The following is a 14,768-nucleotide window of genomic DNA, read 5'->3' on the forward strand; positions in this document are numbered from 1 at the left end:
CATTAATGGCAAAAAAAACTAAATTAGTCCTTGTATATCCAATACAGACATCTTTCAATAAATAAATGTCTGTATTGGATAAAAGTTAATCATTTAAATTTTGTATTTAAAAAAACATGAACCTACAAATTAAAAGTTTTGAGGAGTATGAGGAGGCGTATAAGTATAGCGTCGAAAACCCGGAAGCATTTTGGGGAGAAATTGCAGAAAACTTCTTTTGGAAACGAAAATGGACTAATGTATTAAACTGGAACTTTACCGAACCTAACATCAAATGGTTCGAAGGGGGAAAGCTTAATATCACCGAAAATTGTTTAGATCGCCATATTTATAATTTAGGAGATAAACCTGCCATTATATGGGAACCTAACGACCCAAATGAGGCACATCGCATCCTCACTTACAAACAACTTTTAGAGAAAGTCGAAGTCTTTGCGAACGTGTTGAAAAACAACAACGTAGTCAAGGGAGACCGTGTATGTATATATCTTCCTATGGTACCTGAGCTGGTCATCGCCGTATTGGCTTGTGCTCGTATTGGTGCCATCCATTCCGTTGTATTTGGTGGTTTCTCCGCTCGCTCTATCGCAGACCGAATCAACGATGCAGAATGTAAATTAGTCGTTACCTCGGATGGTGGATTCCGTGCGGGGAAAGTGCTGGAGTTAAAATCTATTGTGGACGACGCCCTTATGCAATGTGAATCCGTGGAACGTGTAATTGTATTAACGCGTACGCGCACGCCGATATCTATGATAAAAGGTCGTGATGTATGGTGGGAAGACGAAATTAAAAAAGTGGAAACCCAAGGAAATCCTCCTTGTCCCGCGGAAGAAATGGATGCAGAAGATCCTTTGTTTGTACTCTATACATCGGGTTCGACTGGCAAACCTAAAGGCGTGGTACACACTACCGGAGGTTATATGGTCTATACCGGATATACCTTCTCGAATGTATTCCAATATCAACCTGGTGAGGTCTATTTCTGTACCGCCGACATTGGTTGGATTACAGGCCACAGTTACATTGTATATGGGCCACTGTCGCAAGGAGCAACGTCGTTAATGTTCGAAGGAACACCGACTTACCCCAATGCAGGACGTCTTTGGGATATCGTTGATAAATATAAAGTAAACATCTTATATACAGCGCCTACGGCCATTCGCTCTCTAATGGCTTTTGGAGACGAGTATCTAGAAGGTAAGGACCTGAGCAGTATCAAAAAATTAGGATCTGTAGGCGAGCCTATTAATGAAGAAGCTTGGCATTGGTTCAATGAAAAAATCGGAAAGGGCAAAGCACCGATTGCCGATACTTGGTGGCAGACAGAAAATGGTGGTATATTGATTGCACCGATGGCGGGTATCTCGCCAACCATTCCTAGTTACGCGATGTTACCACTTCCTGGTGTACAACCGTGTTTAATGGATGAAGATGGCAAAGAAATCGAAGGCAATGATGTAACGGGAAACCTATGTATCAAGTTCCCATGGCCAGGCATGTTGCGCACAACTTGGGGCGATCACGAACGATGCCGCCAAACCTATTTCTCCACCTATCCAAACAAATATTTCACGGGTGACGGTTGTTACAGAAACCCCGAAGGTTATTATAAAATTACAGGACGTGTGGATGATGTGTTGAATGTTTCCGGCCACCGTATCGGTACCGCAGAGGTGGAAAATGCGATCAACATGCACTCTGACGTCGTCGAATCTGCAATTGTGGGGTATCCGCATCCAGTTAAAGGGCAGGGTATTTATGCGTATGTGATTGTAGCGAACCATCATATCGATGCCGAAAGTACGCGCAAGGACATTATGCAAACTATTACACGCTTAATTGGCGCGATTGCTAAACCGGATATTATTCAGTTCGTATCGGATTTACCGAAAACACGTTCCGGAAAAATTATGCGTCGTATTTTACGCAAAATTGCAGAAGGCGAAGTCAACAATTTAGGCGATACTTCTACGCTACAGGATCCAACCGTGGTCGAAGCGATCATCAAAGGAGCAGAAGAAATGAAGAAATAGCTAAAAAGAAGATAAACAGCATTAAAAAAGCCTCTCGCAAAAACGAGAGGCTTTTATTTTTTATCTTGGGAAAGGATTAAAATTCAAATCCTACGCCTAAACTAAGTACTTGATTCTTCACCTTTGGACTATCAATATTTTCTAAATTTGCTAGTCCCAAACCATATCCTAAATTAAACAGAATCCCATTGGACAACTTATACCCTGCTAAAAAGTTTGCACCGTAATCTATTCGTTTCATTTCATCATCACTTGATCCAATGTTTATATCTTGGCTTATATTTCCATTTTTAGCTTTGGCTGAGACGTTAAATCCTAAATATGGCCCTGCACCGACGAAAACAGAACCAACTGTACCGGTTGGGATATAGTATACTGCATTTACGGGAATCTCAATGGACATAAAATTCAAAGTAGCTGTTTCTCCGGCAGCCCCTCCCGTAAAATGTCCTTCTTTAACTTTTCCTCCTTTTCCTTGTAAAGAAACGCCAGGTTGGATAGCGAAATTCGGAGCAGCCAAAATACTTGCGTAACCGCTCACATAGAAATTTGTTGAAGCGTCCGATGTGTAACTCATGTTAACATCATCGGCAGTTATTTTAACTTTAGGTAGGTTAAGCCCAGCTTTAACTCCATAACTTACCTGTGCATTTGCACCTGCTGCCAATAAAAATGTAGCACCTAATGAAAGTAAAATTTTTTTCATAATTGTTTAATTAAATTTTATTAGGCGCTAAGCTACAATAAACAAACGATATTTTCAAAAAATATTTACTAATCCAAAGTAAAGGTAAACTGCTGATTATCTTCGGTTTTATAAGCTAAATCCTGTGTAGCAGGCGAAATAGCAAATAAGGGTGAAAAAGTCTTTACTTTTACGGTATTGCCATCTGGCATAAATTCTAAATAGCGCAACCAGCCGTCGCCACCGTTTCCATGCCAACCTCCTCCCATCGCCTGCGCATTAAACGTCATCTGCGACACCGTTTTTCCAGCGGCATTCTTATCACGTCTAAAACCTAGATGCGCGTCAAAATTATCTGGAGCACCAATATGTCCAGAAAAAACTAAGCGGATATTCTTCGATGGTTTCACCAATTTCTCAAACAAGGCAGCTCCATAGTTTACATCTTCCATTTTGTAACCTTCTTTTTTTATATGCTCACTCTTGCTATTGAGGTATGTATGCGTTAGCAAAATCACCTCCTTGTCTGCATAAGGCTTTGCTTCTAAGACATGTCTTGCCCAATTGATCACCGTATCACGCGGTGCAAATTCCAACACCATGACCAGCCAATCTTTACCGTGTGGCGTATGAAATTCATAAAGGGCATTCACCGCACTAGATTGACCATTTATCTGTGGACCAATCTCCCGCAATGCACGTTGGTTAAATCCATTTTGATTCACATTAAAATACTTGTCATAATTGGTAGAGCGGTATTCTGCACTTCGATAACCGAAATCATGGTTTCCGGTTGCGAGTACATAAGGCACACGGTTATCCAATGTCTCAAAGGCGTTTCTTACATTTTGCCATTGCTTCAAACTATTCGCTGTACCATCATTTCCTTTCAAATGGATCAAATCATTATGTTCCACCAGATCCCCCGTACACAATACAAACTGCGTGTTCAACTTATCCACGTTTTCATATATCCAACCGGTCATCAAGTTCAGTATCCCAACATTTTTGTGAAAACGCGTATACGTCTGCGGATCTGGCATCAAGATCAAGGACCAAGATTCATTATCAGTAAGTGCCGGCTTTTGGTACTGTGCGGCTACCTGAAAATAGCATAAAAAAGCTAACAGGGGGAGCAATAGGTTTATTCTCTTCATGCTCTAAAAATAACAATATTTCAAAAAACAACCTGACAAATTGCGGATTTTTTGTAATTTTATAACGTTTCCAACATTATTTAAACATAAAGACTGCATGCTATTTACTGTTTTAACAGGGTTAATAACATCGAGCCTTCTCGTTCCTTTCGGCAAGTTTATTAAGACGAAATGGAGTATTTTGCTTCCATTTATACCTGTCATTCTTTTTTTGTTCTATCTATGGCATGTGCCTGTAGTAGCGAACGGAACGAACATTGTTCAACACCTTGCTTGGGTTCCCAGCTTAGGCATTAACTTCGACTTTCGATTGGATGGTTTATCCTTACTTTTCGCACTGTTGATTACAGGAATTGGAACGGGAATCTTTTTTTATGGCCGCAGTTATCTAAAGGGACATGTTTACTTTGACCGTTTTTTTGCCTATCTGCTCCTTTTTATGAGTGCCATGTTAGGTGTTGTACTGTCCAATAATATCCTGACGTTATTTATTTTCTGGGAATTGACCAGTATCAGCTCCTTTTTTCTCATTGGTTTTAATAACGACAGCAAAGCGTCACGAAACAGTGCATTAATGGCGCTGAGTATTACCGGGATGGGCGGATTCTTCCTATTAGCCGGACTAATATTAACCGGTAACATTGCAGGAACTTTCGTTATCAGCGAATTGTTTGCACACCATGACCAGTTGATAGCACATCCATTATATCCGTTAATAGTGGGACTCATATGTATTGGCGCCTTTACCAAGTCAGCACAATTCCCATTTCATTTTTGGCTACCGGGTGCTATGAAAGCACCTACACCGGTATCGGCGTATCTTCATTCAGCCACCATGGTAAAAGCCGGGGTATATTTGCTCGCGCGTTTCACACCGATATTGGGAAATACCGAGCTATGGGGTATTACGCTCATGATCGTAGGAGGTTTTACGATGATTTTCGCCGCTGTACATTCCCTTTTCCGTACAGATTTAAAGGGTATTCTTGCTTACTCTACTGTTTCTGCATTAGGTATTTTAACCTTTTTGCTAGGTGTTGGTACAAAGGATGCGATCGTGGCGGTCAGCGTATTTATTTTAGTACACGCATTATACAAAGCCACCTTGTTCATGGTGACCGGGATAATTGATCACGAAACACATACACGCGATATTACCAAATTAAAAGGGCTGCGTAAAGTGATGATGCCTGTTTTTATAGCATCATTATTGGCAGCACTGTCCAGCGCGGGCGTACCAGCTACTTTCGGTTTCATTGGCAAGGACTTGATTTACGAAGCGACGTTAAACTTTAAAGAAAACTGGGCCATCTGGTTAACTGCTCTCGCTGTACTTACAAACATCGGGTTGGTGACCGCTGGGTTCAGAGCCGGTATTAAACCATTTGCAGGAAAACTGCCGGAAGAATTCCGGCATGTGCGTCTTCCGTACAAGTCTATGTGGATTCCACCAATGATATTAGCCGTGCTGGGTATATTATTTGGTCTATTCCCCGGAGTCGTGGGTGCTTATTTCAACCACCAAACCGCGAATGCGATCGCCGGAGGAGAAACAGATATGCATCTTCAGTTATGGCATGGATTTAATATCGTCCTTACCCTAAGTGTTGCTACATTAGCTGCAGGAATCGCTTTATATTTTGCCAATAACCCTACAGAGGAAAAATTACTTGCACTCGAACGGTTTAACGTCATTTCATCACAGCACATTTTTCGTCGGATTGGCAACGGCATAGAAAAGGTTGCTAGCTGGTATACAAATACTATTCACAACGGATACCTTCGCTCCTATCATCTTAAGATTATCCTGTTTGCGGAACTATTGTTAGGGTACAAGCTATGGCTAGGCGGCCCTGTTCGGATCGATTACGCAAACTTGACACCGCTATCTTGGTATGAATTTGGTATTGCGGCTATCCTATTAGGTGCGATGTACCTTATCGTTTCAACGAAATCGCGTCTGACCGCAGTTGTTTCCACCAGTGTCATTGGATATTGTATTTGTTTAATGTTTGTGTTCTACAGTGCCCCCGATTTGGCCATGACACAATTCACTATCGATACGTTGACTACGGTATTGTTCGTATTGGTTTTATACAAACTTCCACCATTTATCAATTTTACAAGCCGGGGTGTTCCCATACGAGATGCTATCGTAGCATTAGGTTTCGGAGTCATCATTTCTCTCATTGCCCTACGTGTGCTTTACGAACCTAACTCGACCGCGATTAGTGACTTTTACGGTGAAAACGCGTATTTATTAGCCAAAGGAAAAAATGTGGTCAACGTGATATTGGTAGACTTCCGTGGAATGGATACGATGTTCGAAACAGTTGTGCTATCTATTGCTGCATTAGGTGTTTACAGTTTACTTAAACTACGATTGAAATCGTCGGAAAAGGAATAAAGAAATTATAAGATATGAAGAGTGCTATATTACAGACGGCTACGCGATATTTACTCCCGATATTGCTGTTATTTTCATTTTTCTTGCTCCTGCGTGGACATTATTATCCCGGAGGTGGTTTTGTCGGCGGATTAGTCGCTTCTATTGCCTTTGTATTACATAGCTTCGCCAACGGCACGGAAAACACCATGAAAATACTTCGGTACAAACCGCTATCATTGATTCCCATTGGATTGGCGACCTCGGCAGTAAGCGTTACTTTCCCGTTATTATTCGGACTTCCACCCATGACAGGACTATGGTTTGAGGAACCTATCCCGGTTATAGGCATGATCGGTTCTGCGTTATTTTTTGACATAGGTGTATATCTGGTCGTGATCGGTGTTGTTTTAACTATTTTGTTTACCATAGCCCTAAACGATTGATATGGAATTACTATTGGTTTTAATATTAGGTTTATTATATGCTGCCGGTGTATATCTAATTTTGCGGAGAAGCATGGTGAAACTTCTGCTAGGTATTATGCTGTTAGGCAATGGTGCAAACATTTTAATTTTCGTCCTCGGAAAAATTACGAAGGGAAGCCCTCCGGTTATTGACGGAGCATACAAAGTTTTTCAAGATATCTATGCCGATCCTATACCACAAGCGTTGATTTTAACCGCTATTGTTATCAGTTTTGGTTTAACTTCCTTTGCCATTGTACTATTAAAACGAGTATATGCATTAGTGGACTCGGATGACTTAGACGATTTAAATACTCCTGAAGAAGAAGATATATGATAGACAACCATATTTTAGCACCTATTTTTGTGCAATTATTTACGGCAATAATCCAACTTATGTGTTGGAGAAAAACACTCACACAACGCTACCTAAGTGTTGGTGGGAGTTTAATTGGCCTTATGGTTGCTTTTCGGCTGTTTAATCGGGTATATGAAGGCGGTATACTCACTTTGAATGCAGCAAACTGGGACGCTCCTTTTGGGATTGTCTTCGTCGCAGATCTCTTAAGTGTTACATTGGTATTGCTCACATCTATTGCCTGTTTTGCCGTTTCGATCTTTTCATCGGTAGGCCTTAGTCGACAACGAATGCTCTACGGATATTTCCCAATTTTTCATTTTCTCATTATGGGATTACATGGGGCATTCTTAACAGGTGACATCTTCAATTTATACGTTTATTTTGAGGTCATTATTATCTCTTCTTTTGTACTGATGACCCTAGGCGGAAGAAAAGCCCAGCTAGAGGGCGCTGTTAAATACATGGCCATGAATATTTTGGCTTCCATGTTTTTTCTAACCGGAATCGGGATTCTCTACGGTATTACCGGCTCACTCAATATGGCAGATTTGTCCATCAGAATCCAAGAGGTGCAAAATAAGGCCCTCATCGGTATCACATCCTGTTTTTTTATTATTGGTTTTGGTATTAAGTCGGCAGTTTTTCCACTGTATTATTGGTTACCGTCTTCATACCATACCCCCCCCTCTGCGGTTGCTGCGACTTTTGGTGGTTTATTGACAAAAGTTGGCATCTATGCTATGTTGCGTGTTTTTAGCTTGATATTTATTCCAGACGATTTCACGCGAATACTTTTAATGGTCATCGCTGTATTGACCATCTTAACCGGAGCATTTGGTGCTCTTATAAAGACGAACATACGGAGACTATTTTCTTATCTGATCGTATGTCATATTGGTTTCATGATAGGAGGTATTGCCATGTTCAGCAAGGTCGCCCTTATGGGAGCTGTATTCTATCTAATACATGATATTATGGTTAAAACTAACATGTTTCTCATCGCAGGGCTTATCCGTCAATTGAGAGGAACAATGGATATGAACAAACTCGGCGGCCTGTACAGCGAGTATCCAAAAATATCGCTCATCGTCGCCATTGTCTTATTTTCGCTCGTGGGGATACCACCGTTATCTGGATTTTGGCCAAAAGTCTTTCTTTTTCAAGAAGCTTTTTCCCAACATCAATACTTCTACATAGCTGCCTTGATCATCGGTAGCTTCGTGACATTATATGTTATCGCTAAGATGTGGTCTGAAGTATTTTGGAAAAATCCACCTGCTTCCGAGGGGATGGAAAATCTCTTCGCCCCCATGCCTCCCTATAAGAAAATACTCATGGTACTTCCGATAGGGTTAATGGCACTTGCGACACTATATATAGGATTAAATGCAGAAGCTATCGTCAAAGTAACAGACATAATATCGACACAGTTAATGGATCCTTCGGCATATATTGATGCCGTTTTGGGAAATAAAACGGATTAAGATATGATTAAGAATTTTTTAATGAACCTGCTGCTCTCAGCGATCTGGGTGGCACTTACAGGTTCTCTTTATTACACCAACTTTTTGTTTGGATTCATGATTGGGTTCTTTATCCTCTGGATCATGAATCGAAACGAAACAGATCAACGGTATTTTTATCGTGTTCCGAAGATTATAAGCTTTGTTTTTTATTTTCTTTGGGAGCTGTTCAAAGCGAACTTACAGGTGGCGTTCGATGTGATTACGCCAAAATATTTCTTCAAGCCGGGGATTGTCAAATATCCGATGAGTGCTCGGACAGATTTTGAAATAAACTTGTTGACAACTATGATCTCGCTGACGCCGGGTACACTTATTGTGGACATCAGCGATGACAAAAAGACAATTTATATCCACGTGATGTACCTAACGGATCCAGAAACATTTGTTAGACAAACGCAAACTGGTTTGGAGAGAAGATTATTAGCGATTTTAAGATGATTACACTAGAAGCATATTTCGATTACGTTATTCTCCCGATATTGTCCATTTCGGTTATGTTGGTGTTCATCAGGCTATTCAAAGGTCCTGCGGTAGTAGACCGTGTTGTAGCGCTCGACTTAATTATCACTATTGGGATCGGAATTATAACCGTATATAGCATCCGTTCGAACCAAGAAGTTTTTTTGGATGTCGCCATTATTCTTGCCCTGATTGCTTTCTTAGGTACAGTGGCTTTTGCTTATTATATAGAAAAACAGAAAGATGATTGAAATAGTATTAGCCATTTTAAGTACGGTAGGTGCACTTTCTATTTTATTTGCGTCAATCGGAATATTACGAATGCCGGATTTTTATCTGCGCTTATCCGTAACGGTAAAGGCCTCTACTCTGGGAGTTGGCCTATTACTCATTTGTGCTGCGATTATGTTCCCGGATGTATCCGTAACAACTAAAGCGATTGCTATTATCTTCTTTCTGATTATTACCGCTCCCATTGGCGCACACATGATTGGCAGAGCTGCTTATTTTACCGGCACACCACTTTGGAAAGGCACCATTATTGATGAGCTTGCCGGCATGTACAACGAAGAAACACATGAGTTGGAAAGTGAAGAAAGTGACACGGACGATGATGACACTCCTAACATTGCCAAAACAGACGAAGAAACAGAATAGAGAGTTTAAAAAACAATACAAACCGGTGTGGATACCTCGATTTGTTTCCCCGTGTCTGTCAATTCTCCAGTTTCCTGGTTACGTTCAAAAACGGTAATATTATTCGTATTTTGATTTGCCACTAACAGATATCGTCCATCTGGAGAGATATTAAAATTCCTAGGCCCTTCTCCGCCGGTAGGATATACTTTTTGACGTTCCAGCCTACCTGATTTGTCTACAGCGAATAGCGCAATAGTATTAGCATCACCACGATTGGAGGCATAGATAAACTTTCCGTCAGCCGAACGCTTTATTTCTGCTGCGCCATCTTCCCCTTCAAAATCATCTTCATTGATGGAAACCGTATCCACTAACGTCCAGTTTTCGCCATCCTTTTCATAATGGGCAATCTTGGCAGTCATTTCCAACAGCACGTATATGTTTTTCCCTTTTTCATCAAATACCAGATGGCGGGGACCACCTCCTGCCGGGGTTGATATGTGATTTTCTTCTACTAAAGTATAGTTATCATTCTTTTTATCTATCCGATAAATGGTGACCTTATCCGTGCCAAGATTTTGTACGTATACATGTTTTTCATCTGGGCTGAAGAAAGCAGAATGCACATGCGAAGCCTCCTGCCTTTCTTTGTTGGGGCCCGTTCCCTCTTGCTGTATATACTGTATCTTCTCTGCTAAACCACCATTTTTCTCCAGTCGATATACCGACAGAGAACCTCCGCCATAATTAGAAACAACCGCGATGGGATGACGTTTGCTTACGGCAACGTGACATGGGTAACTTCCTTCTGTAGACATGGCATCCACAAAAGACAATGCATCACCATCAAAAGTAAATGAGGACAGTGCAGCTGAACTATCTCCTGTTTCATTTACTGCATACAACATATCTCCTTTCGCCGATCTAGCTAAAAAGGACGGATGTTCACTAGCGGTCGATGAATACATGGTAGCGTCTCCGCTATTCTCGTCAAACATGTACAAATAAATCCCCTGACTCCCGGCATGTGTATACGTGCCTATAAACATAGGAATCTCTTGTGCTATCGACCATTGGGCTATACAGCCTAATACAAATATCATGGATGCTCTCATATTTTGTCCTCATGAAGTAACTGATGCTAAATTACACATTTTAGCACTTGAAATTAGTCCGTTTTATTTTTTAACATTTTTAACATATTAACGGGCAAAGTTTTAGTACTTTTGAGAAGAAAGTGGGTAATTTTGCAGTGCTTTAGAGGCAACGTTTTATGATGAAGAAATATATAAGTTTACTGGGAATGGCAATTATGGCCATCATTTGTTTGCAATCCGTGTATGCACAAGGGAGATTGGTAGACCGGGTGGTTGCCACCGTAGGTTCCAGCATCATTTTGCAATCCGATGTAGAAATGCAATATGCACAATATTTAGCACAAGGAGAAAAACCGAACGACGACATGAAATGTTATGTCTTACAACAGCTCCTTACCCAAAAGCTATTATCCCAACAGGCTGCTATCGACTCCATTGAAGTATCTGAAGCGGAGGTTGATGATAACTTGAATAGAAAAATGCAAGTCATGGTAAGACAAGCTGGAGGAAAGGAACGACTGGAAGAGTTCTTAAACCGCTCGCTTCTGCAATATAAAGAAGAAATGCGCAGTACCCAAGCGGAACAACTTAAAGCACAGCGGATGCAGCAAACTATTGTTTCTACAATTAACGTTACACCTGCGGAAGTAAAGCAATATTTTGAAAGCCTTGATCAGGATAGCCTTCCTTATTTTGATACGGAAGTAGAAATCGGTGAAGTTGTTATCAAGCCTGAATTAACCAAGGAAGAAAAAGAGCAATTTAGAAAAAAAGCCGAAGGATATAGACAGCAAGTGGTAAATGGTTCGGACTTTGGAACAGTAGCTCGATTATATTCAGAAGATGGATCAGCTCCGTATGGTGGAGAGTTAGGGTTTGCCACACGGGATCACTATGTAAAGGAATTTTCCGCCATGGCATTTAAGCTTAAGGAGGGAGAAGTTTCGCCGGTGTTTGAGACACAATTTGGTTTCCACTTTTTGCAGGTGTTGCAACGACGAGGTGAGGAGGTCAATGTTCGTCACGTATTGATTAAAAAGAAACCTACATCAGCTAGCTTGCAACGCGCAAAAGCGAAAATAGACAGTATCTACGACAAGGTGTCCGAAGGGAAGCTAGCGTTTCACACCGCAGCAGCCTTACATTCCGATAATAACGAAACAAAGTATTCCGGGGGGATGATCATGAACCCTGAGGATCATTCTCCTTTGATTCCAATCAACAGATTGGATAAGGAGACTTTTACAGCCATAGATCCGCTTGAGGTTGGACAATATTCTAAGTCATTTCTCTCCGCAGATCAAACAGGTGAACAGGTATACAAATTCGTCTATCTTAAATCTCGCGTAGCACCGCATAAAGCAAATTTAGAACAAGATTTTGCCAAGATACAGGAAGCGGCGAGTCAGGATAAAGTTAACCGAAAACTTAGTGAATGGTTTGAGCAACGCAAGGAGAACACTTTTATTGACATCAATGAAGATTTCCTTAAATGTGATGTATTGAAACCATGGATGGACGAGACCAAAGAGGTTTTAGCTAATAAATAAAAAAAAGAGGCGCGGGCCTCTTTTTTTTATCTTTCAAACATCATCTCTATAGCGACCCGCCACTGATAATCGTCTTTCAGTTGCCAAATGCGGATATAATTAAATTTAACGACTTTTTCTTTAGATCTCACGGTCGCTGTTCCAGAAGTGTAAGCATATTCACCGCTATATGCACGGCCGACACCGGATGGATCTGTCGTAATTTCTATTCTCTTTTTCTTTAGAAAAGCAAGTACGTTTTTCTTTCCTTCTATTTCTGCCTCCCACGGATAATAATAACGTACATCGTCTGCCAAAAATTCATTGAACGCCGTTTCGTTGTTTGCTTTTAAGATCGTGGAGAAGAGCTCGTCGCTTTGTGTTACAACTTCCTCTCGCTGCTGCAAGCGCACTTTCGAGCGATGCTTCAAGTACCAAGAGTCATCCGGCTCATAATACACCAAATCGGATTTGGCTCCCTTTCCAAAATTCTCAACTTCAGCCCTTATATGTACTTTCCAGTTTCCTTTTCTATCGCGACGCCAAACCGTGAGGTATTGTCCATATCTTTTTATAGCACCTACTTTCTGAAACTCCATCGGCCCAGATGTCACCCCCCAATCCAAACTTTTGGATACCAATGCAAAATTTGGCTCCCATGACATGATATCAGGTATATTCGGCCGATTATTCAGATAATTGATGGCGTTTACCGGCGACGGAACATATAGTGTTGATTCCTTGTCTACGATAGACATAAATGCTTTGTATGGGTTTTCCTTTTTTGCTATGTTGGACGCCGTCCGATCTGCAGTAATTAAGCTCCCTACTTTATCCGGTAACTGTGCATATACACCCGAAAAAGTAATACTGAGTATGAGGGTGGTTATTGACGAATAGATTTTTATAAGTTTCATTTACGCAATTTTGTCGTTTACAATCAAATCTTATTCCAAAGCGTTCCATCCTTGCTATCTTTTAATTGGACACCAATAGATTGCAGATCTTCACGAATACGATCTGATGTTGTAAAATCTTTATTTTTCTTTGCTTCATTGCGCAGATTGATAATAATCTGCATTAATGCATCGGTATCGTCGGCATCGCCTTCTAAAGCATCATTTCTCAAGCCTAATATATCCACTACAAAAACCTGCATAAACGACTTGAGCTCGTCCAGCATCGTTTGATCCATCGCCATCTTACCGTCGTATGCTGCATTGATAAAACGGACTGCTTCAAACAATTCGGCTATAAGCACTGGCGTATTGAAATCATCGTCCATAGCCTTATAACACCTTTGCCTTAAGGCAACAAGGTCAAAATCACCGTTACTTCCGTTCGAAGGTTTTATCTTGTCTAACAGCGCTATAGCGTTCATCAAGCGCTTATACCCCTTATCAGCTGCATCCAATGCGTCATTGGAGAAATCCAATGTACTACGGTAATGCGCCTGCATCATAAAAAACCGAACCGACATGGGGGAATATCCCCTATCTAACAACGGGTGATTGCCCGTAAACAGTTCGTGGGGTAAAAAGCCGTTCCCGGCAGATTTCGACATCCGTGCACCATTTACGGTCAGCATATTCGTATGCATCCAATATTTAGCCGGCTGAACGTGATGACAAGCTTCCGATTGGGCTATCTCATTCGTATGGTGTGTCGCTGCAAGATCCATTCCCCCACCGTGGATATCGAACTGCGCACCGAGATATTTACTGCTCATAGCCGAACACTCGATATGCCAGCCTGGAAACCCTACGCTCCAAGGAGCCGGCCAGCGCATGATATGCTCCGGCTTCGCTTTGATCCATAGGGCAAAATCCAACCGCCCGTGCTTTTCATCCTGTCCGCCTAGTTCACGGGTATTGTTTAAGAGATCCTCCAGCTTACGGTTGGTCAAAATCGTATAGTCGTGTTCTTTGACATATTTGTCTACGTCAAAGTATACCGTACCATTGACTTCGTAAGCGTAACCATTGTCGATAATGCGTTGCACCATCTCAATCTGTTCAAGAATATGCCCTGTTGCCGTAGGTTCGATGCTAGGTGGCAAGGTATTGAATAGGCGCAAAACCTCATGGAACCCCAGCGTATATTTCTGCACGATTTCCATGGGTTCTAATTGCTCTAATTTTGCCTTTTTGGAAAACTTATCATCGCCTTCATCCCGATCACCTTCAAGATGCCCCGCATCGGTAATATTTCTTACATATCTTACCTTATACCCTAGATGTAACAAGTAACGAAAGATCATGTCGAACGACACGAACGTACGGCAATTCCCTAAATGCACATCGCTGTATACCGTAGGGCCACATACATACATGCCTACAAACGGCGGGTTAAGGGGTTCAAACTTTTCTTTTTTTCGGGTAAGGGTGTTATAAAGAACAAGATTAGGTTCCATAAAAATCTAAAAT

The 14,768-nt window shown here is 41.3% G+C and carries 14 protein-coding genes; 9 read left to right on the forward strand and 5 right to left on the reverse strand.

Annotation, left to right across the window (positions count from 1 at the left end; translation table 11 throughout):
- Window positions 1-116: 116 nt before the first annotated feature.
- Entirely contained in the window at window positions 117-2,036 is a 1,920-nt protein-coding gene (gene acs / locus H8B21_RS18475) for an acetate--CoA ligase (protein WP_190315327.1), read from the forward strand.
- Between the two features lie 76 nt (window positions 2,037-2,112).
- Here acs and H8B21_RS18480 read toward each other — a convergent pair whose 3' ends face one another.
- A complete protein-coding gene (locus tag H8B21_RS18480; RefSeq protein ID WP_190315328.1) occupies window positions 2,113-2,742 on the reverse strand; it encodes a porin family protein in 630 nt (209 codons plus the stop codon).
- Between the two features lie 68 nt (window positions 2,743-2,810).
- Window positions 2,811-3,878, reverse strand: a complete 1,068-nt coding sequence (locus tag H8B21_RS18485) for a metallophosphoesterase (protein WP_190315329.1) — start codon at window positions 3,876-3,878, stop codon at window positions 2,811-2,813.
- Window positions 3,879-3,975: 97 nt separating this feature from the next.
- On the opposite strand from H8B21_RS18485, the gene H8B21_RS18490 reads away from it, so the two are divergent.
- From H8B21_RS18490 to mnhG, 7 genes are read left to right on the forward strand one after another with little or no spacing between them, the layout of a single operon-like run.
- Window positions 3,976-6,285: a putative monovalent cation/H+ antiporter subunit A gene (locus H8B21_RS18490; RefSeq protein WP_190315330.1), complete on the forward strand. Its 2,310-nt coding sequence runs from the start codon at window positions 3,976-3,978 to the stop codon at window positions 6,283-6,285.
- Window positions 6,286-6,299: 14 nt separating this feature from the next.
- Window positions 6,300-6,710 (forward strand): Na+/H+ antiporter subunit B, encoded by a 411-nt coding sequence (locus tag H8B21_RS18495; protein ID WP_190315331.1) that lies wholly within the window; start codon window positions 6,300-6,302, stop codon window positions 6,708-6,710.
- A 1-nt stretch (window position 6,711) separates the two neighbouring features.
- Window positions 6,712-7,068, forward strand: coding sequence for a Na+/H+ antiporter subunit C (locus H8B21_RS18500; RefSeq protein WP_190315332.1), 357 nt, complete (start codon window positions 6,712-6,714; stop codon window positions 7,066-7,068).
- Window positions 7,069-7,127: 59 nt separating this feature from the next.
- Window positions 7,128-8,576, forward strand: coding sequence for a proton-conducting transporter transmembrane domain-containing protein (locus H8B21_RS18505; protein ID WP_223815137.1), 1,449 nt, complete (start codon window positions 7,128-7,130; stop codon window positions 8,574-8,576).
- Between the two features lie 3 nt (window positions 8,577-8,579).
- On the forward strand, window positions 8,580-9,056 hold the full coding sequence (locus H8B21_RS18510) for a Na+/H+ antiporter subunit E (RefSeq protein WP_190315334.1): 477 nt from the start codon (window positions 8,580-8,582) through the stop codon (window positions 9,054-9,056).
- The gene (locus tag H8B21_RS18515) at window positions 9,053-9,328 is read left to right on the forward strand and encodes a monovalent cation/H+ antiporter complex subunit F (RefSeq protein ID WP_190315335.1); all 276 of its coding nucleotides are present in this window, start codon (window positions 9,053-9,055) and stop codon (window positions 9,326-9,328) included. The genes H8B21_RS18510 and H8B21_RS18515 overlap by 4 nt, the downstream gene beginning before the upstream one ends.
- Window positions 9,321-9,734 (forward strand): monovalent cation/H(+) antiporter subunit G, encoded by a 414-nt coding sequence (gene mnhG, locus H8B21_RS18520; protein WP_190315336.1) that lies wholly within the window; start codon window positions 9,321-9,323, stop codon window positions 9,732-9,734. Before H8B21_RS18515 ends, mnhG begins: the two co-directional genes overlap by 8 nt.
- 5 nt (window positions 9,735-9,739) lie before the next feature.
- Here mnhG and H8B21_RS18525 read toward each other — a convergent pair whose 3' ends face one another.
- The gene (locus H8B21_RS18525) at window positions 9,740-10,831 is read right to left on the reverse strand and encodes a lactonase family protein (protein WP_190315337.1); all 1,092 of its coding nucleotides are present in this window, start codon (window positions 10,829-10,831) and stop codon (window positions 9,740-9,742) included.
- A 158-nt stretch (window positions 10,832-10,989) separates the two neighbouring features.
- On the opposite strand from H8B21_RS18525, the gene H8B21_RS18530 reads away from it, so the two are divergent.
- Window positions 10,990-12,363, forward strand: coding sequence for a peptidylprolyl isomerase (locus H8B21_RS18530; RefSeq protein ID WP_317170415.1), 1,374 nt, complete (start codon window positions 10,990-10,992; stop codon window positions 12,361-12,363).
- A gap of 26 nt (window positions 12,364-12,389) precedes the next feature.
- On the opposite strand, the gene H8B21_RS18535 is transcribed toward H8B21_RS18530, so the two are convergent.
- Together H8B21_RS18535 and cysS are read right to left on the reverse strand one after the other, a co-directional pair.
- Entirely contained in the window at window positions 12,390-13,259 is an 870-nt protein-coding gene (locus H8B21_RS18535) for a DUF4440 domain-containing protein (protein WP_223815138.1), read from the reverse strand.
- Window positions 13,260-13,282: 23 nt separating this feature from the next.
- The gene (gene cysS, locus H8B21_RS18540; RefSeq protein WP_190315338.1) at window positions 13,283-14,755 is read right to left on the reverse strand and encodes a cysteine--tRNA ligase; all 1,473 of its coding nucleotides are present in this window, start codon (window positions 14,753-14,755) and stop codon (window positions 13,283-13,285) included.
- Window positions 14,756-14,768: the final 13 nt, after the last annotated feature.

It is taken from the genome of Sphingobacterium chuzhouense (genome assembly GCF_014692525.1).
Taxonomy (GTDB): domain Bacteria; phylum Bacteroidota; class Bacteroidia; order Sphingobacteriales; family Sphingobacteriaceae; genus Sphingobacterium; species Sphingobacterium chuzhouense.